Annotated in this window: 20 protein-coding genes; 6 read left to right on the top strand and 14 right to left on the bottom strand. The window is 41.1% G+C overall.

The window, feature by feature from the left end; genetic code table 11:
• Positions 1-2: 2 nt before the first annotated feature.
• The 12 genes from H5058_RS02360 to H5058_RS02305 form a co-directional block, all read right to left on the bottom strand.
• Positions 3-2063, bottom strand: coding sequence for a FlgK family flagellar hook-associated protein (locus H5058_RS02360; RefSeq protein ID WP_182676761.1), 2061 nt, complete (start codon positions 2061-2063; stop codon positions 3-5).
• A gap of 1 nt (position 2064) precedes the next feature.
• Entirely contained in the window at positions 2065-3060 is a 996-nt protein-coding gene (gene flgJ, locus H5058_RS02355; protein WP_011327471.1) for a flagellar assembly peptidoglycan hydrolase FlgJ, read from the bottom strand.
• Positions 3061-3187: 127 nt separating this feature from the next.
• Complete coding sequence (locus H5058_RS02350; RefSeq protein WP_011327470.1) at positions 3188-4282, bottom strand: flagellar basal body P-ring protein FlgI; 1095 nt, start codon at positions 4280-4282, stop codon at positions 3188-3190.
• 12 nt (positions 4283-4294) lie between these two features.
• Positions 4295-4978 (bottom strand): flagellar basal body L-ring protein FlgH, encoded by a 684-nt coding sequence (flgH, locus tag H5058_RS02345; RefSeq protein ID WP_011327469.1) that lies wholly within the window; start codon positions 4976-4978, stop codon positions 4295-4297.
• 16 nt (positions 4979-4994) lie between these two features.
• Positions 4995-5783, bottom strand: a complete 789-nt coding sequence (flgG, locus tag H5058_RS02340; protein ID WP_011327468.1) for a flagellar basal-body rod protein FlgG — start codon at positions 5781-5783, stop codon at positions 4995-4997.
• Between the two features lie 21 nt (positions 5784-5804).
• Positions 5805-6548, bottom strand: coding sequence for a flagellar basal body rod protein FlgF (locus tag H5058_RS02335; RefSeq protein ID WP_011327467.1), 744 nt, complete (start codon positions 6546-6548; stop codon positions 5805-5807).
• Between the two features lie 286 nt (positions 6549-6834).
• Positions 6835-8211, bottom strand: a complete 1377-nt coding sequence (gene flgE, locus H5058_RS02330; RefSeq protein WP_182676759.1) for a flagellar hook protein FlgE — start codon at positions 8209-8211, stop codon at positions 6835-6837.
• A 49-nt stretch (positions 8212-8260) separates the two neighbouring features.
• Positions 8261-8938 carry a flagellar hook assembly protein FlgD gene (locus tag H5058_RS02325; protein WP_011327465.1) on the bottom strand — a complete coding sequence of 226 codons (678 nt, stop codon included), beginning with the start codon at positions 8936-8938 and terminating at the stop codon, positions 8261-8263.
• Positions 8939-8951: 13 nt separating this feature from the next.
• On the bottom strand, positions 8952-9383 hold the full coding sequence (gene flgC / locus H5058_RS02320; RefSeq protein ID WP_011327464.1) for a flagellar basal body rod protein FlgC: 432 nt from the start codon (positions 9381-9383) through the stop codon (positions 8952-8954).
• 5 nt (positions 9384-9388) lie between these two features.
• Positions 9389-9796, bottom strand: coding sequence for a flagellar basal body rod protein FlgB (gene flgB / locus H5058_RS02315; protein ID WP_041454356.1), 408 nt, complete (start codon positions 9794-9796; stop codon positions 9389-9391).
• A gap of 617 nt (positions 9797-10413) precedes the next feature.
• Positions 10414-11244: a protein-glutamate O-methyltransferase CheR gene (locus tag H5058_RS02310; RefSeq protein ID WP_011327461.1), complete on the bottom strand. Its 831-nt coding sequence runs from the start codon at positions 11242-11244 to the stop codon at positions 10414-10416.
• Positions 11245-11264: 20 nt separating this feature from the next.
• Positions 11265-12200 carry a chemotaxis protein CheV gene (locus H5058_RS02305; RefSeq protein ID WP_011327460.1) on the bottom strand — a complete coding sequence of 312 codons (936 nt, stop codon included), beginning with the start codon at positions 12198-12200 and terminating at the stop codon, positions 11265-11267.
• A 138-nt stretch (positions 12201-12338) separates the two neighbouring features.
• Here H5058_RS02305 and flgA point away from each other — a divergent pair, with 138 nt between their 5' ends.
• The 3 genes from flgA (at position 12339) to flgN (ending at position 13867) form a co-directional block, all read left to right on the top strand.
• Positions 12339-13046, top strand: a complete 708-nt coding sequence (gene flgA / locus H5058_RS02300) for a flagellar basal body P-ring formation chaperone FlgA (RefSeq protein ID WP_011327459.1) — start codon at positions 12339-12341, stop codon at positions 13044-13046.
• A 76-nt stretch (positions 13047-13122) separates the two neighbouring features.
• The gene (flgM, locus tag H5058_RS02295) at positions 13123-13443 is read left to right on the top strand and encodes a flagellar biosynthesis anti-sigma factor FlgM (RefSeq protein ID WP_179807091.1); all 321 of its coding nucleotides are present in this window, start codon (positions 13123-13125) and stop codon (positions 13441-13443) included.
• On the top strand, positions 13436-13867 hold the full coding sequence (gene flgN / locus H5058_RS02290) for a flagellar export chaperone FlgN (RefSeq protein ID WP_011327457.1): 432 nt from the start codon (positions 13436-13438) through the stop codon (positions 13865-13867). The genes flgM and flgN overlap by 8 nt, the downstream gene beginning before the upstream one ends.
• Before the next feature lie 91 nt (positions 13868-13958).
• Here the strand turns inward: flgN and H5058_RS02285 are convergent, their stop codons facing one another.
• Positions 13959-14417 (bottom strand): LPP20 family lipoprotein, encoded by a 459-nt coding sequence (locus H5058_RS02285; protein WP_011327456.1) that lies wholly within the window; start codon positions 14415-14417, stop codon positions 13959-13961.
• 155 nt (positions 14418-14572) lie between these two features.
• Between H5058_RS02285 and H5058_RS02280 the strand changes: the two genes are divergently transcribed.
• Complete coding sequence (locus tag H5058_RS02280; protein WP_011327455.1) at positions 14573-15766, top strand: flagellar assembly protein FlgT; 1194 nt, start codon at positions 14573-14575, stop codon at positions 15764-15766.
• On the opposite strand, the gene H5058_RS02275 is transcribed toward H5058_RS02280, so the two are convergent.
• Positions 15763-16665, bottom strand: coding sequence for a LysR substrate-binding domain-containing protein (locus H5058_RS02275; RefSeq protein ID WP_182676756.1), 903 nt, complete (start codon positions 16663-16665; stop codon positions 15763-15765). The two genes, H5058_RS02280 and H5058_RS02275, sit on opposite strands and share 4 nt — an antisense overlap.
• 113 nt (positions 16666-16778) lie before the next feature.
• Between H5058_RS02275 and H5058_RS02270 the strand changes: the two genes are divergently transcribed.
• Together H5058_RS02270 and H5058_RS02265 are read left to right on the top strand one after the other, a co-directional pair.
• Positions 16779-17507 (top strand): glutathione peroxidase, encoded by a 729-nt coding sequence (locus tag H5058_RS02270; protein WP_182676754.1) that lies wholly within the window; start codon positions 16779-16781, stop codon positions 17505-17507.
• Between the two features lie 70 nt (positions 17508-17577).
• Positions 17578-19026, top strand: a complete 1449-nt coding sequence (locus H5058_RS02265; RefSeq protein WP_182676752.1) for a dihydrolipoyl dehydrogenase — start codon at positions 17578-17580, stop codon at positions 19024-19026.
• Positions 19027-19285 lie beyond the last annotated feature (259 nt).

Raw genomic sequence — 19285 nt, 5'->3', positions numbered from 1 at the left:
AATTACCTCGTGGCACTAAGTAAAGTGTCAAAAATAGAACGTGCAGCAGAAAGCACCTGAGCTGAAGCCGCGTAAGATTGTTGAAAGCGCAGCAAATTAGCTGCTTCTTCGTCAAGGTTTACCCCAGATAACGACTCGTACCATGCCTCTGACTGCTGTGCGAGTGCGTCGAATGCTGCGCCGTTTGTTTTAGCTTGGCCTGTTACCACGCCAATGTCGGTTACTAATCCGGCATACGCTTGGTTAAACGTTTTATGGTTATCGGCATCTGAGCTTGAAACAACATTTTGACGCACCAAGTCACCGTTTTGTAACTCGGCTAACTTTAAGCCATTACGGTTATCGTCAAAGCCGCCTTTGTTAAACTCTAATGTAAAGCTATCGTCTGTGGCTGGCGAGCCTTCAATATCAAAGTCAAAACCGTATAATTCAAAGCCATTACCTGCTTGTTGCAACATGTTTTTTGCCGGTGGTGTTACTGTAAATGTACTGCTATTTGCACCATCTGATACCGTAAATTGATTTTCAATTGCCGTTTTAACAACCGTAATAGGGCCATTTTTGAGTGTAGCTGGGTTAGTTGCAGCAAAACCCTCAGTGGTAATGCTAGTTACACTACCCGCGGAAATAGCGCCGCTACCGGTATTATTTATAGCATCGGCGGTGCGTATTGGCGATGCTAACGCTAGGTCTTCACCGCGCCCAGTGGCGAGAGTAATATTAGCTGCGGCTTCTGAATTGAGCTTAATTTGAAATTTATCGCCTGGATTACCAGTACCATTAATTTCTAGTTTTAAGCCAAATGAATCTTCAACTGTAGGTGGTTTTGGCGGCGTTGCATTAGGATCACCGGGTGTAGCTGGTTGTATAGCATCTTCACCTATGATGTTATTTGCAGGAATAACGGCTATGGCCGCATGGCCTATCGGCTCGCCTTTATTATCGATTGGCTGAATACTCACTTCGTTTGGATTATCGGTATAAGTCACAATAAAGTCACTGGCCGGTAATTCTTTGCCTTTGTCAGGTTCAACCGTGGCACTCACACTCGCAGAGCCGGTGTTTGCTTGATACCCATAACCATTGACTGTTGGTATAGTAAATATATCGCCACCCAATTTACCGTTAGCATCCATTCCTAAGTGATTTTGCTGATTAAATGCATCAGCTAACGCTAAGCCCATTTGGCCTATTTGATTTTGCGCAGGTACTAAAATATCGTCTCTGAAGGCAAGTAAACCACCTATTTTGCCTTTTAATTTACTGGCATCAACTTCAAGCGGCACAGCTTTGCCGCCATTTACATCTAAGCGCAGCTCTTTAAAGTTTGGATCGGGGTCGCCGCGCATCGAAAATAAGTTAAACGAGCCATTTTGCATTACAACCGCTTCACCGCTGCCCATAAAAACAAGTTTTTCACCATTGGGGCCGTCAAGCGTTTCAATGTCGATTAACTCTGATAAATCGCGAATCGCTTTATCGCGCTCGTTATATGTGCCGCTTGCAGCAGATGCGTTGTTAGTACCATTAACACCTGCTATTTGTTGGTTTAACGATCCTATTTTTTGAATTAAGGTGTTGGCTTCATCGGAGAATATTTCGAGCTGCTCATTTACAACATTTTTTTGATCCAGCACTATTCCCGACAATCTATCCATTTGGCTTATTAAGCTGTCGGCGTTAGTCATTACTAACGAACGTGCAACCGTTGACGATGGCTGATTAAGCGCTTCTTGCACGTTATTAAATAGCGAATTAATACCGGTCGATAAGCTATTCGCTTCTTGCGAAAATAACGTATCGACCCGGTTTGCTTCACTTACAAACTGATCAAAAAACGTTTTATTTGAGGTGTCTCTGTTTAATTGTTTTTGTGCAAACTCATTAAGTAACCTGTAGGTATTACCTTTGCCAACTTGATTGTCGATCATGGTGCCATGCTCTGTACGCTCGCGCACATAGCCGACGGTATTTACATTGTTAATATTTTTACTGGTTGTTTGCAACAGATCAGTGTTTGCTCTTATTCCTGAATTAGCAATGTTTAATAAATTAAACGACATGTTACTTTACTCCTTGGCGGATCACGTTTGTTGCAATATTTTTTAGCTCGCTACTGTTAAGTACGCGCTTTATTTTATCCGCATAATTTGGGTCTGTTGCATAACCGGCTTGTTGTAATGAGTCTAAAAACGCTGCCGGTTTGCCGGTATTTTGTAATGCTTGTTGATAGCGTGGGTTTTGAGTTAAAAAATCAACAAAGTCGTTTACGCTGTCTTTTATTGAGTCGTAAGCTCTAAAACTGGCTTGTTTTTTAACTGCAGCACCTTGTTCAAACTCTAAGGTTACTTTGTTGGCTTTTTCGCCCTGCCAGCTTTTATCTGACTTAATATTAAATAAGTTATTTGAGCTGTTACCGTCGCTTTTATTAATAATATGCTTACCCCAACCAGTTTCAAGTGCTGCTTGAGCCACCATAACGGCTGGGTTTAAACCAATTTTTTTAGCCGCTGTTTTAGCATGCTCCCATACCGAACTTACAAACTCTTCGGCCGTTTCAAAGTTTGGCTTAGCTACTTCTGGCTTTTCGGTATTCATAGTGCTTTTATCTACAGGCTCGGTTACGGCTTTTTTACGCTGTTGCTGCGGCAACTCTATGCCAGCACGCTGATCGCTTAAAAGATCGTTACTGGTTCTGAGTACTGAAGCTGGGGTGTAATTTTTTGCCGTAGGAGAGAGTTGCTGCACTATTAAGTCGGCAAGCCCTAATGAACCATTAGACGAGAGCTCTGATGAGAGTTGCTGATCGTGCATTTCTTCAAAAAACTTTACGCTACTTGAATTTAATGGGCTTTCTTTGTCTTCGAAGGCTTCGCTGGCTTTGCGCATACTTTTAAGCAACATTTGCGTAAATATGGCTTCAAATTGTGCCGCTGCTTTTTTGAGAGCCGCTTTTGAGGCATCACTAGACGCGTCGCCACTGTTTAGGGCGTCTTTACGCAAAGCGTTTAAGTTACCTAAATCAAAAAAGTTTTGCTTATCGAGGTGATTTGTTTCCATCAGCTTTTTGACACAATAATGAATAATGTATAAAGCAATGCAAAAATTGAGCCAGATGAAAGGGTGTTAAGCAAGATGCCATCGGTTACCAGCTTTTAAAACTGACCACCGATAGCATTACGTTGTTTTAAATTACAACTAGCTGGCCGTTTATTGCGCCAGCTTCTTTTAGGGCTTCTAGTATTGCCATTAAATCGCCAGGTGCGGCGCCTACTTCGTTTATAGCGCGTACTAGGTCATCTAGGCTCACTCCGGGGTTAAATACAAATGCCCGTGAGTCGTCTTGTTTTATATCTATAATACTTTGCTGGGTAACAACGGTATCGCCATCGCTAAAAGCATTAGGCTGCGATACGTTTAGCTGCTCTGCAATCGTTACTGTTAAGCCACCATGAGTAATAGCAGCTGGTTGTAGTTTTACATTTTTACCAATAACAATAGTACCGGTACGCGAGTTAACGATAATTTTTGCCGCTGTATCTGCTGGGGTAAACTCTAGGTTTTCGAGCGTTGATAAATAAGACACGCGCTGCGAGGCGTCTCTTGGGGCAATCACTCTAATAGACGCTGCATCGAGTGCTTGGGCGCTATTTGGGCCTACTAAATCGTTTATGGTTTTCTCTAATCGCTTGGCGGTAGTAAAGTCTGGGCGATTTAAGTTAAAAGTAATATAGTCGTTTTGCATAAATGGGCTTTTAACTGCGCGTTCAACGGTTGCGCCATTTGGAATACGCCCCACTGTTGGCGTGTTTATAACGACTTTACTGCCATCAAGCCCTTCTGCGCCTAAACCACCTACAATTAAACTACCTTGACCAATAGCGTATACGTTGCCGTCGACCCCTTTTAAAAAGGTTTGTAGTAAAGTACCACCGCGTAAACTACCTGCACTACCAATAGATGATACGGTAATATCTATAGTTTGCCCGGGCTTTCTAAAAGGCGGTAGCTCAGCATGCACTGCAACCGCAGCCACGTTTTTAATTTTTGGTTTTAAGCTTGCCGGTAGCGTAATGCCAAAGCTGTTTAACATGCCTTTAAAGCTTTGCTCGGTAAATCGGCTTTGCTCGCCCGTACCAGGTAAGCCAACAACTAGGCCATAGCCTACTAATTGGTTTGAGCGTACGCCCTCAACCATAGACACATCTTTAATGCGCTCGGCCATGGCAGGAAGTTGCCAGCCAAGTAACACCATTAAACAAAAAACTTTAAATACATTCATGATGAATGTCCTCTAAAAAGGAAAAAGTGAGCTACTAAAAAAGCGTGTTAGCCAACCGGCACTTTGCGCTTCTTGAGTTTGCCCTTTGCCCGAATATTGAATTCGTGCATTAGCAATTCTATTTGACTGTACGGTATTGTCTGCAGTTACATCTTCTGGCCTTACTAATCCCTCTAAACGAATAAATTCTTCGCCCGAGTTTAACGTTAGCCATTTTTCGCCGCGAATAACTAAATTACCATTAGGTAAAACACGCATTACGTTTACCGATATATCACCGGCTAAACTATTTGACTGATTTGATTTTGAGTCGCCTTTAAATGACGCGTCGCTGCCAATACCAAATTGAATACTGTCGCCGCCAATATTTACCGGTAATCCGCCTAAACCAATAACGGGGTCAAGTTTTGCGTCTGACTGCTTATCGGTTTCTGTTTTTGCCGCTTTAGAGGCTTGCGTAGATTCTTGCAATTTAACTGTAATTATATCGCCGGTACGCAGTGCTTTTTTATCGGCGTATAAGTCGTTCGATAAATACGTATTAAACAGTGAGCCATTAGCAACTGCCGGTTCAACATTGGGTTCTGGGTACATGGGTGCGTAGTAAGGGTCGTCTTGTACTACGTCACTATTTTGTGTAGACACACAGCCACTTAACAATAAAGTACCCGCTGCAAATAATATAATATTGCGCATAATAACCTCTAAAATATTATAATTGCTGATTGATGTAGCTCATCATTTCATCAACTGCCGAAATTACTTTTGAGTTCATTTCGTAAACACGCTGGGTTTCTATTAGGTTTACCAACTCTTCGGTTACGTTTACGTTTGACGTTTCTAGTGAGCCTTGAATAATAGTGCCTAGCCCATCAACCCCTGGGTTACCCTGTACCGGCGCGCCACTTACCGCAGTTTCGGTGTAAAGGTTTTGCCCTATAGGCTCAAGGCCCGACGGATTAATAAAGTCACTAATGGTAATTTGTCCAATAACCACGTTGTCGGCCTGCCCTGCAACACGTACAGACACTTCACCGTCTTGCGATACAGTGATTGATTGCGCGTCGTCGGGTACGTTCATTTCAGGCTGAACTACATAACCGGCACCCGAGGTTACAACTCGCCCGTCGCCATCGGTGGTAAATTGCCCGTTGCGCGAATAAGCAATATTGCCATCTGGCTGCAGTACTTCAAAAAAGCCTGAACCAGAAATCATCCAATCTAGTGAGTTTTCAGTGGTTAGCATATTACCTTGCGAAAAGTTTTTTTGGTTAGCTACCACTTTGGCACCAGCACCTAGCATTAAACCTGATGGCATTTCGGTATCTTGCGATGAGCGACCGCCTGGCTGATTAATGTTTTGGTATAGTAAATCTTCAAAAACGGCGCGGCTTTTTTTATAACCAACTGTACTGGCGTTGGCTAAGTTATTTGAAATAACCGAAATGTCGGTTTGTTGGGCGTCAAGCCCTGTTTTACTGATCCACAATGCTGGATTCATAATCGTGTCCTCATTTTAAAGTTAAACTATGCGCAACAGCTGATCTTGCGATTGATCTATTTCTTCTGCTGTTTTCATTAGCTTTACTTGTAATTCAAATTGGCGTTGATGGCTGATCATATCGACCATTTCGTGTACCGGATTAACGTTCGACATTTCTAATGCGCCGCTTATCACTTGTACGTTAGCTGAAGTTTCAACCGTTTGATTTGGTTTTGGTCTAAATAAACCATCGTTACCTTTTTCAAGTGTTGAGTTATTTGCCTCAACCACTTTTAAACGATCAACCTCTTCTAAAAAGTTAGCCGGCGCGCCTTGTGGGCGTACTTGTATGGCACCGTCTTTACTAAATTCTATTTTTTCAATCGGGACTGGCAAAATAATAGGGCCGCCTTCGCCAATTACTTGACGACCACCGCTGGTGACTAACATGCCTTCGGCGGTAATGTTTAGCGTACCTACTTTTGTATAAGCTTCGTTGCCGGAGGCGTCTTGTACACTCAGCCAGGCGTTATCGCTCATGGCAATGTCGAGCTCGCGACCGGTTTGCTGTATGCCGCCCGATGTCATGTTTGAACCTGGGCGCTCTTCCATAGAAAACACCCGCGATGGCAAACCTTCACCAAACGCTTGCATAGATCGAGCTTGGGCAAAGTCAGCTTTAAAACCTGTGGTATTTGCGTTCGCCAAATTATTGGCTTTAAGGGCAAGCCCCATTAAGCTTTGCTTAGCGCCAGACGCGGCAATGTAGACCATTTTATCCATAACATCGACTCATTTAAAAATCTCTGTAAGAACAAATGCAATATATGCGCCATTGTTAAATACAGCAGTAAAACTGCACCGCCAAGCAATGTGGTATACCGCCGGTAGCTGCAGAAATTATAGGGATGAGGTTCTAGGGGCTAGGTTCTAGGTTGATACCTGACGCCTCAAACCTGCTCTTTAAATTTCTGCCTAAAACCTGATACCTAACGCCTCAAACCTGATCTTATAAACAAAAAAGGCTGCAATTAAGCAGCCTTGAATATTCAAATTAATAAATTGTGCTTTATCTAATTTGTAGAATACTTTGCTGAATCGTTGAGTTAACTTCCAGCGCTCGCGAGTTTGCTTGGAAATTACGCTGTGCGCTAATTAAATCAACTAGTTCGTTAGTTAAGTTTACGTTTGACTGCTCAAGCGCTGATGAGTTGATATTACCTAAGGTGCCAGAGCCTGGTTCACCGGCAATAGGCTCGCCTGACGCTATACTCGCTTTCCAACCTGTGCTGCCCACTTGTTGTAAACCTTGTGAGTTTGAAAAACGCACCATAGCCACTTGGCCTAAAAATGTTGAGTCGCCATTACTGTACGAAGCCACAACTTTACCGTCGGCGCCAATATCAATACCCGCTAAGCGGCCAACCGTTGCACCGTCTTGCTCAAGTGCTTTTACTTCAAAGCGACTTGCGTATTGAGTAGGTATTTTATTAGCTGTACCGGTTTCATCACGCCAGTTAATTTCAACAGGCGCTGGGAAGGTAGCGCCATTGGTTAATAAATCAGAAAGCCCCGCATTACCACCGCCACCAGCTGCAATAGACAATGGATTAAAAGTGTTACTTACGTTTGGTGTTTCTATACCATCAATAGTTGTACTTTGCGGTAAACCACTTGAGTCAAACTTAAAAGTAGTCATTGGGCGGTACGGTGCTGCTGTTTGCTCTACACCCTTATCATCAAAGGATTTACCATCAAGTGTTGAATGTACGCTCCATTGATTTTCATTACCGGGTACTGCAGGGTCGCTTTTTACAAAAAACAGCTGCAATACATGTGGCTCACCGAGTGAGTCATATACGGTTGTTGAGGTTGATGAATTATACGTCGCACTTTCTGAAGGGTTAAACGCAATTGTAGGTGCAATTGATCGTGAATCTAAATTAAACGAGCTATACACACTCGAAGTAGCACGCGGCGATCCTGACGAGTCAGGTATTTGTAAAGCCGATGAAGTACTTAAACTCACTGATGTAGTATCGCCTGTTGAAGGGTCAACCGGAAAGCCTTGTAAAAAGCTGCCATTTGCATCTACCACAAAGTTGTCTTTGTTTAACTTAAATGCGCCGGCACGTGTGTAAGTAAAATCTTGCGCGCCTAGGTCTTGGCTGGTTGCAAAGTAACCTTCACCGGTAATCGCTAAATCTAACGAGTTATTGGTAAACTGTAATGATCCTTGATGAAATTGTTGTGCAACCATAGTCGTTTGCACGCCGTCACCATTTTTTGTTTTACCCGAACTAAATACCGACGATGCATACACGTCAGCAAATTCTGCGCGCGACTCTTTAAAACCCGTAGTATTTACGTTGGCTATATTATTTGCCGTAACGTTTAAATCTTTTTGTGCGGCAGCAAGGCCGGATAATGCAATATTGAAGCTCATAATTGACCTCTAAACTATTTAATTTTTAGCCCGCTGGCTAATGAATCTTTTACGCGATTTCTGCAACATCAGTCAGCCTAACCGCACCTTCTTTAGTGTTAATAATGATGCCATTTGCACCATTAATATTCACACTCTCAATATTTTTAAAGGTAGCAATTGGCAGGCTCGAAAACTCACCATTAGTACTCCCCTCGGCTTTAATTTTATATTCACCAGGGGGTAGGCGCTCACCTGCTTCATTTTTACCATCCCATGCAAAACGCACTGCACCTGCTGGTTGCGAGCCTAAATCTATAGTTCGAACTAACTGCCCAGACTCGTCTTCAATTCTAAGCTTTAAGCTTTCAACTGGCTTTTCGGCAACAACTGAGCCTCGTGCATCACCTGCTTCATTTAAATCTAACGTGTCAGACTCTAAAAGCGCCTGCTTACCTACTAATGTAGATGCTTGCAGTGCTGAATTTGATGTCATTGATGCAGCTAAAGCTTCAAAGTTAGAGTTTAAATTTGAAATTCCCTCAGCCATAGTAAAGCTAGTCATTTGCGCAATCATCTGATCGTTATCAGCCGGTTTACTCGGATCTTGAAACGACAGTTGCTGCGTTAGTAATGAGAAAAAATCTTCTTGGGTTAACGCATCACTCTTGTCTTTACTGGCTGCTTGTTTTTCTTGCCACCGTAAAGAGTCTAAATAGGATGAAGATGTACTAATATCGTTACTCATAACCTACCCTCTGTTACCGCTGGCCTAGCAGCAGTGTTTTACTTAACATTTGCTTTGCTGCATCGGCAACTTGCACATTTGTTTGATACGAACGAGAGGCAGAAATCATGTTTGCCATCTCCTCAACAACATTAACGTTGGGTTTATAGATATAGCCATTTTCATCCGCACTTGGATGGTTTGGGTTATATTCAATTTGTAATGGTTTGTTGCTCTCAACAATACCTAATACTTTAACGCCAACAGCGGAGCCCTGTGGATTACTTGCTGATGCTGAAGCTTTAGTAAGCTCAGCAGCAAATACAGGTTGTCGCGCTCGGTAAGTTTTATCCTGAGAAGAACTAATAGTATTCGCATTAGAAATATTACTTGCGGTGGTGTTTAAACGCACATTTTGTGCGCTCATACCAGAACCAGCAATATCAAAAACATTATATAAACTCATAATTATTATCCTTGGCTACCGAGTGCTTTTTTCAGACCTTTAAATCTGCCGCTTAAAAATTGCAAGCTGGCCTGATACTCCATAGCATTCTGTGCATACAAGTTTCGTTCCACCTGTATATCAACTGAGTTGCCATCACCTGTATCTGGTTGATTTGCATTACGAAACATTTCTGAACCACCTACTTCTTTACTACCACCGGCAATGTGTTTACTGTTGGTTCTGACCATACTATTGCCGCCTTGTTGGTGTGACTTTGCCGTTTTTAGTGCAGAGGCAAAGTCTATATCTTTTGCTTTATAGCCCGGCGTATCAGCATTAGCGATATTGGTAGCGAGCATTTCGGCTCTTTGCGAACGGATCAACATAGCATGCGGGTGCACACCAAGCGCTTTATCAAAACTGATAGCCATAACCATCTCCAAAAAATTGACTTAGCTTGAACAAAGCAAGAAATAAGCCATTTAACTAATTTTTGTTTAAAGTTATTTACTAAGCTAATTAAACATAGCTATTTAAAGTGCAGGTTTTAGGGAGATTTTAAGGCAATAAGTAAATTGATATGAGCCAATACAGTTATTATAAAAAATGCCAGCAGTTAAAAACTCTAAAGCACATTTGCACAATGGATGCGAATGGCAGTAAATGAGCAGTGATTTAAACAGATAATTTATCTATTTTTTCTTCTCTAAAGCGCAGCGCCCTCTTTGTGAATAAAGCATTTAAATATTATTTTGCACAAAGTGAAAACAATGAGGGAAATGAGGAGTAACTTAAACATATAATCTAGTAGTTTTACCTCTCTAAAGTGCAGCACTTCATAGCCTTTTTGTGGATATACTTGCTTAAATATATTGGCACAATGCGCTTTAAATAAGGGGAGGTGCGAAGCTATAACTTATACACAGTGCTTGGTAATACACAAAGCTTGGCTAATTACTTGCTTATCGCTAAAACGAAAAACGACGCTAAATGCGTCGTTTAAAATAATGCTTAAAATGTGCAAACTGCTCACACTTCACACTTGCAGTTATTTCTTTTGATAAATAATACCAGGGTTACATCTAACCATATCAAAATCATTACTTAAACCGCTCATTGATTCCGACGCACCTAAAAGTAAATAACCTTTAGGGTTAAGTGCTTGAGAAAATTTAGCAATAATTTTTGCTTTTACTTCTGGTGCAAAGTAAATCAACACATTGCGGCAAAATATAATATCAAACTTGCCTAAAAGCGCGTATGAGTCGAGTAAATTAAGGTGTCTAAAGTTAACCTGCTTTTTTATTGGGTCGATAACCTGAGCCATACCATTGCCGCTGTCTTTAAAAAACTTTTTGCGGCGTTCGGCCGAGAGCCCTCTTGCTAGTGCTAACGCGTCATACTCGGCGTGTTTACACATATCCAGCATAGTATTTGATATATCGGTAGCCACTATTTGCGCTCCCATGCGTAAAACCCCAGGAGAACTTGTCTGAAACTCAGCAACCGACATAGCAATTGAATATGGTTCTTGACCAGAAGAGCTTGCCGCAGACCATATTTTTAATGGCCTGTTAAGCCCTTTAAACTCTGGAAACAGTTTAGTTTTTAATAACTCAAACGGATATTGATCTCTAAACCATAGGGTTTCATTGGTGGTCATTGCATCAACCACTGCAGCGCGTAATTGGCGCTCATGCAAACCCAAGGTTTTATTTACTAGCTGTGACAAAGACTCAACATTAAATCGCTTCATTAACGGCGCTAAACGGCTTTTAACCAAGTATTGTTTGTTTTCGCCTAATACAATACCGCACTGTTGTTCTAAAAATAAGCGAAATTGATCGTATTCACTTTGCTGTAAATCTTTACTATTCAAATCAATAACACCTATATTTATTAATCACAATGAACCCATTTTCTTACTGCTGTTGCGAGTTCGTCGGGATTAAATTTTGCAATAAAGTCATCTGCACCTACTTTTTCAACCATGGCCTGATTAAACACGCCACTTAACGAGGTATGTAAAATAACATGTAATGGTGCCAATTTAGGATCGGCTTTTATTTCGGCGGTTAATGTATAGCCATCCATTTCAGGCATTTCTACATCCGAAATAAGTAACCCTACACGTTCTGTAATATCGTTTACGCAGTCATGTTCGGCTATTTCTTTTAATCGCTTAAGTGCTTCTTTACCATTTTTGGCAAGCTCAGTTTGAACGCCAAGTGGCTCTAATGCTCGCTTAACTTGGTTTCGTGCTACTGCTGAGTCATCGGCAATAAAAACAATTCGCTCGCCTAAATCTTTTTTAATGTCACCTTGTGTAGCCGCAACATCGGCACTTACTTCGGTATTAACTGGGCAAATTTCGTTTAATATTTTTTCTACATCTAAAATTTCAACTAATTCGTTTTCTATTTCAGTTACAGCAGTTAAGTAAGAATACCGGCCTGCACCTGGCGGTGGCGGCATTATTTTTTCCCAGTTCATATTTACAATACGCTCTACACCGCCAACTAAAAAGCCTTGAACGGTACGATTATATTCAGCAATAATTATAAAACTGTCTTTAATATTTTCAATTGGACGCCCACCCACAGCCATAGAAAGGTCGATAACCGAAATAGTTTGGCCGCGAATATGGGCAACACCACGAATGTAAGCATTTGATTTTGGCATATTGGTAAGAGGAGGACATTGCAGTACCTCTCTCACTTTAAACACATTAATCCCAAAACGCTGACGCCCTCTGAGTTTAAATAGTAGTAGCTCTAAGCGGTTTTGCCCCACCAACTGGGTTCGTTGGTTTACTGAGTCTAAAATACCTGCCATTCAAATCTCCTAAAAAACAAACTATACGGAACGATAATTGCTTTGAATCTATAAAGTCACATAATACAACGGGAGCGTCTACTTTTTGACGCTAAATATTTATACCCTGTTTTAACCTATAAGCATAGCCGAAACATTATGAGTTTGTTAAAAAAAATCAGAAGATACAGTGTTTTTTATGTTCTTACTAGCCTCTGTTTAACTTTGCCTTTAGAGGCAAAAGTATTTAGCAAAGACATATTACAACAAATGGCTATAACTCATGTTGCTGCGCAAATTAACAACCTTGATGAAAATAAAATACAGCTTAGTGCGTTACCGCTCGACCCCCGCACTCCCGATCGCAGTTGCGAATCAGAGCCTGAGTTATTACTCCCCAGCGATCCGCCTTTTAATCGCCAAGTAACATTACAAATAAAATGTAACGACACTAACAACTGGGCCCAGTATGTACACGTAAGAGTAACCGAAACGGCTCCTGTTGTAGTTGCTAATGTAAATTTAGCTCGCGGCGAAGTAATAACTGCGGCGCATTTAAGTATTGAAATGCGCTCAACTCACTTTATCAGAGTACAATATTTAGATAACCCAGCATTATTAATAGGCAGCCGAAGTAAACGAAATATACGCAGCGGAATGCCACTTTTACTTAGCCAAATATGCATGGTGTGCAAAGGCGATGCTGTAAATATTAATGCTAATATTAAGGGCTTAAAAGTTAAAACAACCGGTATTGCACTTGAGGATGGTAGCCTTGGCGAGCAAGTTAAAGTAAAAAACAAAAAAACCGGTAAAGTTTTAAATGCACGCGTAGATGGTGTAGAGTCTGTACAAGTTAATATATAATTTAAATTTATACTAAAGTATCTTATGTATATGCCGATAACTTGGCATTAGTTGGGTAATATACAGGTTTAATATTATGGTAGGTCAAGTTAATAAAAGTAATCAACAAGCAAATGTGTTAACTAACACTAAGCAGCAAAAAGTTGATATACAAAGAGATAATGCAAATACGCAAGCTGCACAGTCTTCGGCGCCTAAAGCTGCCAGCGACTCTGTAAGCTTAACCCCGCAAGCTAAACAGCTGAAAACTCTGCAAGATAAAGCGCAGCAGTCTCCTGGTTTTGATACCGATAAAGTGGCAGAGCTTAAAAAAGCAATCACTGAGGGTAAATACCAAATAGACAGCGAAAAACTTGCAAAAAACCTAGCTGAATTTGAGTTTAACGTTTATGGCTGATCACAATAGTTTAATTACTATTAAACTAAATGAGCAACACAATTGCTTAGAGTCGCTTAATATTTTATTAAATGACGAGCTAACATCTATTGCCTCGCGCCGTGGTGAAGGTTTAAAAGAAATTGCCCAACAAAAAATGTCTTTTTTAACCACGCTAAGCAACCTCGATAAAGAGCTCAACAAGTTGATTGCCAATAACGATGAGCAAACAACCGAGATCACCGATTTAATTAAACTAATACGCAGCAAGCTTGAGCAATGCCAAAAGCAAAATGAAGTAAATGCCCACGCAGCGCATCAAGCACAATTAAGCGTTAAACAATTAAAAGATATTTTAATTGGTGCCCCCTCTTCTATGACCTACGACCAAGCCGGTAGTGTAATAAACACCGATAATAACTTGGTACGTAATTTAAAAGCTTAATTTAAAATAACGTCCTACATAATAAAAAAGCCTTAACTGTTGATCAGCTAAGGCTTTTTTTGTTTTTAGAGTTACTAACGTTTTTAGGGGGCTAGTAATAAGTTACTTTTTTAACTTCTCGGGGTTTAATTTCGCCTATGTACAGGTCGTGCACGCGCTTCATATTTAGTTCAAGCTCAGTTATATAGGTGTCGTCTACCGCGTAGGCTTTTATAACTTGTGCGCCTTTAATAATGCCCTGCACTTTGCTTTGTAGGTAATCGTCTTGTGCTATTGAACCTGCAACTGTAGTACCTGCGGTAATTTGTTGCCCATACACTTGCTCTGCAAGCTCTCGATACGCTTCTAGCTTAGAAGCTTTAATAGCCATTAACTGCTTTTGCGACTTATTAACACCCGACTGCAGGCTAATAGGTGCATAACCCACGGCTTTTAATACCGGGTAGTTGTTTGGCTCTACATATTTGTATTCAACGTGCTTATCAAACATATTGCTACAACCGCTTAAGGTTATGCATCCTAACGTGATAAGTAATGGCATTACTCGCATAGTACCTAGCCCTAAAAAACAAATTAAATAATTATACGATACTTATGCAGGTTTAATGCCATTGGCACTTAAGTGGTATTTACTCATATATAACATTGGTACGCTCCTTGCTGTATAACTTATGCTAATAGCTAAAATTTAACTGGAGTAAATGTATGAATTCGTTTTTATCATCGGTATTTGCAGGATTAAGCGCAACTGCTTTATTAACGTTTTCGCCTTTTACTGCAGCGCAGTGGTATGAGTCGACCGGCCATGCACAAGTTAAAAGTAGCGATGTAGGCGCAGCTAAATCTGCAGCAATTAAAGATGCCATTACACAAGCGTTAGTGTTCTCTGGTGCGCGGGTAAGCTCGGTACAAACCTTAGTAGACGGCGTGCTAATGCAAGATCAGCTTAAAATAAGCAGCCATGGCGAAATTCAAAAAATAGAACTTGTGAGCGAAGAACGTCATAATAATCAGCTAGCTATTACACTACGCTTAGATATTTTTGCGCAAACAGAGCAATGCCCACAAAGTAGTTTTAAAAAGTTTGTGGCCGTTACCCAAAGCCAGCTTAATCATCGTGAACAAGCCCGCATGGGTCAAATATTTGACATAGATAAAGCGGTTAGCAAAAATATTTATACCGCATTGCAAAAGTCAAAAATGAGCGCTGTACCTATTGCTTATTACAACAACGCAATAAAGGTCGATAAGTATTTTTCGCAGCAACACGACTACTCTAATGCGCAACTAGAAGATATTTCCTCGCGTAGTAACGCGCAGTACGTTTTATTAAGCCAAATAACCAATCTATCAACTAGCGATAAGCTCAATAGCGACTATGCCTTTTGGCAAGACGAAAGCTATCAACGTAGTTATCAAATAGAGTTTACCCTTTTTGATGGCACTACTTATGAACAGCTTTGGCAAAATAGCTATAAAAACCAAGCTATTTGGCCATTTGAAAAAACCGCTATTGTTGATGTTAACAGTAGTATGTTTTGGCAATCACCCTATGGGCAAAGCATAAACGATATAAACCAAACGCTAAGTTACGATTTACAATCAGCTATGGCTTGCTTGCCTACTCAAGGAAAAATTATGCACCTTGATCAGGGCAACATAGTGATTAACTTAGGTAAAGCGCACGGCCTTAAAAAAGGCCAACTACTTAGCATAGCGCACCACAATTACCTAACAGACGCGTTAGGCAATACTATGCCACATAAAGTGATTACCCTTAATAGCATTCGTGTTGAGCAGTTGTATCAACAAAGTGCCATTGCGGTAAGCATTAATAATGCACCACTTCCGGGCGTGCAAATTAACGATATAGTCGAAATAGTTAGCCAAAACCTTTAATTCAAGACTTTAGTTAATTTAGCCTTTAAATTAGGGTGAGCCGACAACCATTCACCCAATTGTTCAACCCCCGATAAATGCGGGTAATGCTTCCTACATGCAAATACTATATTGCGCTGCTGATTAGGATAAATAGCTAAATAATTAACCCCTACGCGCTCAGTACAAGCCAATTTAGGCACAAATGTAACCCCGTCATCCATAGCCACCAGCGCCAGTAATGTTTCTAAACTATTACCCTGATACTGGCTCGACACATTAACTCCTGCCGAAAAACAAAACTGTTGGGCTTGATCTTTAAAGCAATGGCCATCACTTAACATTAATAGGCTGCATCCTTGTAATTCGCGCAGCGCTACTTTTTTTTGCTGAGCTAATGAATTATCGTGTGATACAGCCACTAAAAAATCTTCTTTGTATAAATTAACGCTATGGTACTTTTTTAGCTCGGGTACATCAGCCAAAATTGCAAAGTCGAGCTCACCGTTATCTAGCGCTTCTAAAATTGTAGCGGTTTGCATTTCAATAAACGAAAAGCGACTATTAATAAACGCCTCTTTCATTGAAGTGAGTAATACCGGCAGTAAATAAGGCGCAATGGTTGGAATAATACCAATAGTTAACTTACCCTGTAGCGGCTCGTTTGACGTAGCAGCAAGCTCTTTAAGTATTTGTGTTTGTTCTAAAATAACATTAATTTGTGTTAATAAACGCTCGCCTTTAGCGGTTAATGTTACCTGTTTAGTAGAGCGGTCAAATAAAGTAACACCTAGCTCCTGTTCGAGTTTTTTTACTTGACCACTTAATGTTGGCTGGCTTACAAAGCACGCATCGGCTGCTTTACGAAAGTGCTTAAAGTGCGCTATGGCTTTTACATACTCTAAATCTTTTAAGTTCATATTCATTACCAGACTGATAGCTTATACCTATCAGTTTAATACAAACAAACGATTGGAACTATATTTAAATCACCGCCATAATGGCTATCAACAAATCAAGAGGAACAAAAATTATGTTAAACAATATTGAAGGCAAAACAATCCCAAGCGTTACATTTGCAACTCGTCAAAACGATGAATGGAAATCAGTAACAACAGACGACATTTTTAAAGGTAAAACGGTTGTTGTATTTTCACTACCGGGTGCATTTACACCAACGTGTTCGTCTACTCATTTACCACGTTACAACGAACTGGCTGGTGTATTTAAGCAAAACGGCGTTGACGAAATTGTATGTTTATCGGTAAACGACACCTTTGTAATGAACGCATGGGCTGAGCATCAAGAAGCGCAAAACATTACTTTACTACCAGACGGTAACGGCGAATTTACTGACGGCATGGGCATGTTAGTAGACAAAAACGACCTAGGTTTTGGTAAGCGCAGCTGGAGATACTCTATGCTTGTAAAAGATGGCGTGATCGACAAAATGTTCATCGAACCAGATTTACCAGGCGACCCGTTTGAAGTATCTGACGCAGATACAATGCTTGACTACATCAACCCTAAGCAAGCTAAACCAGAGCCAGTAACTGTATTTACTAAACCTGGTTGTCCGTTCTGTTCAAAAGCTAAAGCGCTTCTTACAGAAAAAGGCTTTGCATTTGAAGAAATTGTTATGGGCTCAGGCGCATCACTAACAAGCCTTAAAGCAGTATCTGGCCGTGAAACCGTTCCACAAGTATTTATTGGCGGTAAGCACATTGGTGGCTCAGACGATTTAGAAAAATACTTTGCTTAATTAATAATTTTGCTCAATTAGTAAATATAAATAGGGGCACTGGTTGCCCCTATTTTATAAGGAAAAAATAATGAAAGAATTGCAAACCGACGTTGTTATTATTGGTGCGGGTACTGCGGGTTTAAGTGCTTATCGTAATGCTAAACAATTTACAAATAACGTACTTATGATCGAATCAGGCCCTTACGGCACTACCTGCGCACGAGTTGGTTGCATGCCGAGTAAATTATTAATTGCAGCTGCTGAAGCTGCGCACTCAATCACAATGGCACCTGCATTTGGTGTACACAGCTCTGCACCACGTATTAATGGTAAAGAAGTGATGGCACGCGTTAAAAGCGAACGCGACCGCTTTGCCGGATTTGTAGTAGAAGCTGTAGATGAGCTTCCAAGCGATGACAAAATTCGTGGCTATGCTAAATTTTTAGACGCAAACCGCATACAAATAGATGATCACACCATAATTACTGCTAAACGCTTTGTTATAGCAACCGGCTCACGCCCTTCATACCCTGGCGTATTTAATAATTTTGGCGACAAATTAATTATAAACGACGACGTATTTGACTGGGACGACCTTCCAGAATCGGTAGCCGTATTTGGCCCAGGTGTTATAGGCCTTGAAATTGGCCAAGCACTGCACCGTTTAGGCGTTAAAGTAAAATTATTTGGTGTTGGTGGTGCAATTGGCCCCCTTACCGACCCAGTAGTAAAAGACTACGCAAACACCGTATTTGCCGAAGAATTTTTTGTTGATACCGACTCAAACGTATCCGACATGATGCAAGTAAACAGCAAAGCGCAGCTTACTTACACCGACAAACAAGGTGCTAAACACACCGAGCAATTTGACTACGTACTTGCCGCAACGGGGCGCGTACCAAACACAGATAAACTCGGCTTAGAAAACACCGGTATTGAACTCGATGAGCGCGGCGTACCTGTTGCTAATGCTAAAACAATGCAATGTGGCGATTCAAATATATTTATCGCAGGCGACGCCAGTAATATGCTGCCACTATTACACGAAGCATCCGATCAAGGCCTAATAGCTGGCCAAAATGCTGGACGCTTCCCCGATGTACAACCAGGATTACGCAGAGCAAAAATTGCCGCCGTATTTAGCGACCCGCAAATAGCCATGGTTGGCGAAAGTTATAAAGAAATCACCACTCGTCTAGGCAGCTGCGACTGTTTTGAAATAGGCGAAGTAAACTTTGAAAACCAAGGCCGCAGCCGCGTAATGCTTAAAAACAAAGGCCACATGCGTGTTTACGCAGAGCAAGGCACAGGGTTATTTTTAGGGGCAGAGTTTATCGGCCCACAAGCCGAGCATTTAGCTCACCTACTAGCATGGGCGGTACAAAACAAAATGACCGTACCACAAATGTTAGAAATGCCTTATTACCACCCAGTGATCGAAGAAGGGCTACGCACAGCGCTGCGCGACCTAAACGCCAAACTTAAATTTGGCCCAGACATTATTAACCATTGTATGGAATGTGGCCCAGGGGCATAAGCTTAGGACTTAGGGCTTAGGGCTTAGGGCTAAATAAAAATAATCAGCGAGTAAATTTATTTATTCGCTTTTTTATGCTCAACTTAAAGTGAGTGACAGCCAATCGATAATGCAAAATAGTGATATTAATTGATAACATACTTTTTCGTTGGGTTTCGCTGCGCTCAAGCCAACCTACGTATAAGCCACTCCGCCTGCGCGACAAAAACTTGAATAAGGTTTTTTATATCACGACCTAGCTTTAACTTAGTGCTGTAAT

Source organism: Pseudoalteromonas sp. SR45-4 (genome assembly GCF_014163535.1).
GTDB lineage: Bacteria > Pseudomonadota > Gammaproteobacteria > Enterobacterales > Alteromonadaceae > Pseudoalteromonas > Pseudoalteromonas nigrifaciens.
Note: the sequence above shows the minus strand (reverse complement) of the source record. Positions and strands in the feature narration are given on the sequence as shown.

Coding starts and splice junctions, on each gene's coding strand:
- flgG (WP_011327468.1), bottom strand. CDS start 5,783: ATGAATCCAGCATTGTGGATCAGTAAAACAGGGCTTGACGCCCAACAA.
- flgB (WP_041454356.1), bottom strand. CDS start 9,796: ATGGCTATCAGTTTTGATAAAGCGCTTGGTGTGCACCCGCATGCTATG.
- flgJ (WP_011327471.1), bottom strand. CDS start 3,060: ATGGAAACAAATCACCTCGATAAGCAAAACTTTTTTGATTTAGGTAAC.
- flgC (WP_011327464.1), bottom strand. CDS start 9,383: ATGAGTTTATATAATGTTTTTGATATTGCTGGTTCTGGTATGAGCGCA.
- H5058_RS02270 (WP_182676754.1), top strand. CDS start 16,779: ATGTTAAACAATATTGAAGGCAAAACAATCCCAAGCGTTACATTTGCA.
- H5058_RS02265 (WP_182676752.1), top strand. CDS start 17,578: ATGAAAGAATTGCAAACCGACGTTGTTATTATTGGTGCGGGTACTGCG.
- H5058_RS02285 (WP_011327456.1), bottom strand. CDS start 14,417: ATGCGAGTAATGCCATTACTTATCACGTTAGGATGCATAACCTTAAGC.
- H5058_RS02280 (WP_011327455.1), top strand. CDS start 14,573: ATGAATTCGTTTTTATCATCGGTATTTGCAGGATTAAGCGCAACTGCT.
- flgM (WP_179807091.1), top strand. CDS start 13,123: ATGGTAGGTCAAGTTAATAAAAGTAATCAACAAGCAAATGTGTTAACT.
- flgN (WP_011327457.1), top strand. CDS start 13,436: ATGGCTGATCACAATAGTTTAATTACTATTAAACTAAATGAGCAACAC.
- flgH (WP_011327469.1), bottom strand. CDS start 4,978: ATGCGCAATATTATATTATTTGCAGCGGGTACTTTATTGTTAAGTGGC.
- H5058_RS02360 (WP_182676761.1), bottom strand. CDS start 2,063: ATGTCGTTTAATTTATTAAACATTGCTAATTCAGGAATAAGAGCAAAC.
- H5058_RS02275 (WP_182676756.1), bottom strand. CDS start 16,665: ATGAACTTAAAAGATTTAGAGTATGTAAAAGCCATAGCGCACTTTAAG.
- H5058_RS02305 (WP_011327460.1), bottom strand. CDS start 12,200: ATGGCAGGTATTTTAGACTCAGTAAACCAACGAACCCAGTTGGTGGGG.
- H5058_RS02350 (WP_011327470.1), bottom strand. CDS start 4,282: ATGAATGTATTTAAAGTTTTTTGTTTAATGGTGTTACTTGGCTGGCAA.
- flgE (WP_182676759.1), bottom strand. CDS start 8,211: ATGAGCTTCAATATTGCATTATCCGGCCTTGCTGCCGCACAAAAAGAT.
- H5058_RS02325 (WP_011327465.1), bottom strand. CDS start 8,938: ATGAGTAACGATATTAGTACATCTTCATCCTATTTAGACTCTTTACGG.
- flgA (WP_011327459.1), top strand. CDS start 12,339: ATGAGTTTGTTAAAAAAAATCAGAAGATACAGTGTTTTTTATGTTCTT.
- H5058_RS02335 (WP_011327467.1), bottom strand. CDS start 6,548: ATGGATAAAATGGTCTACATTGCCGCGTCTGGCGCTAAGCAAAGCTTA.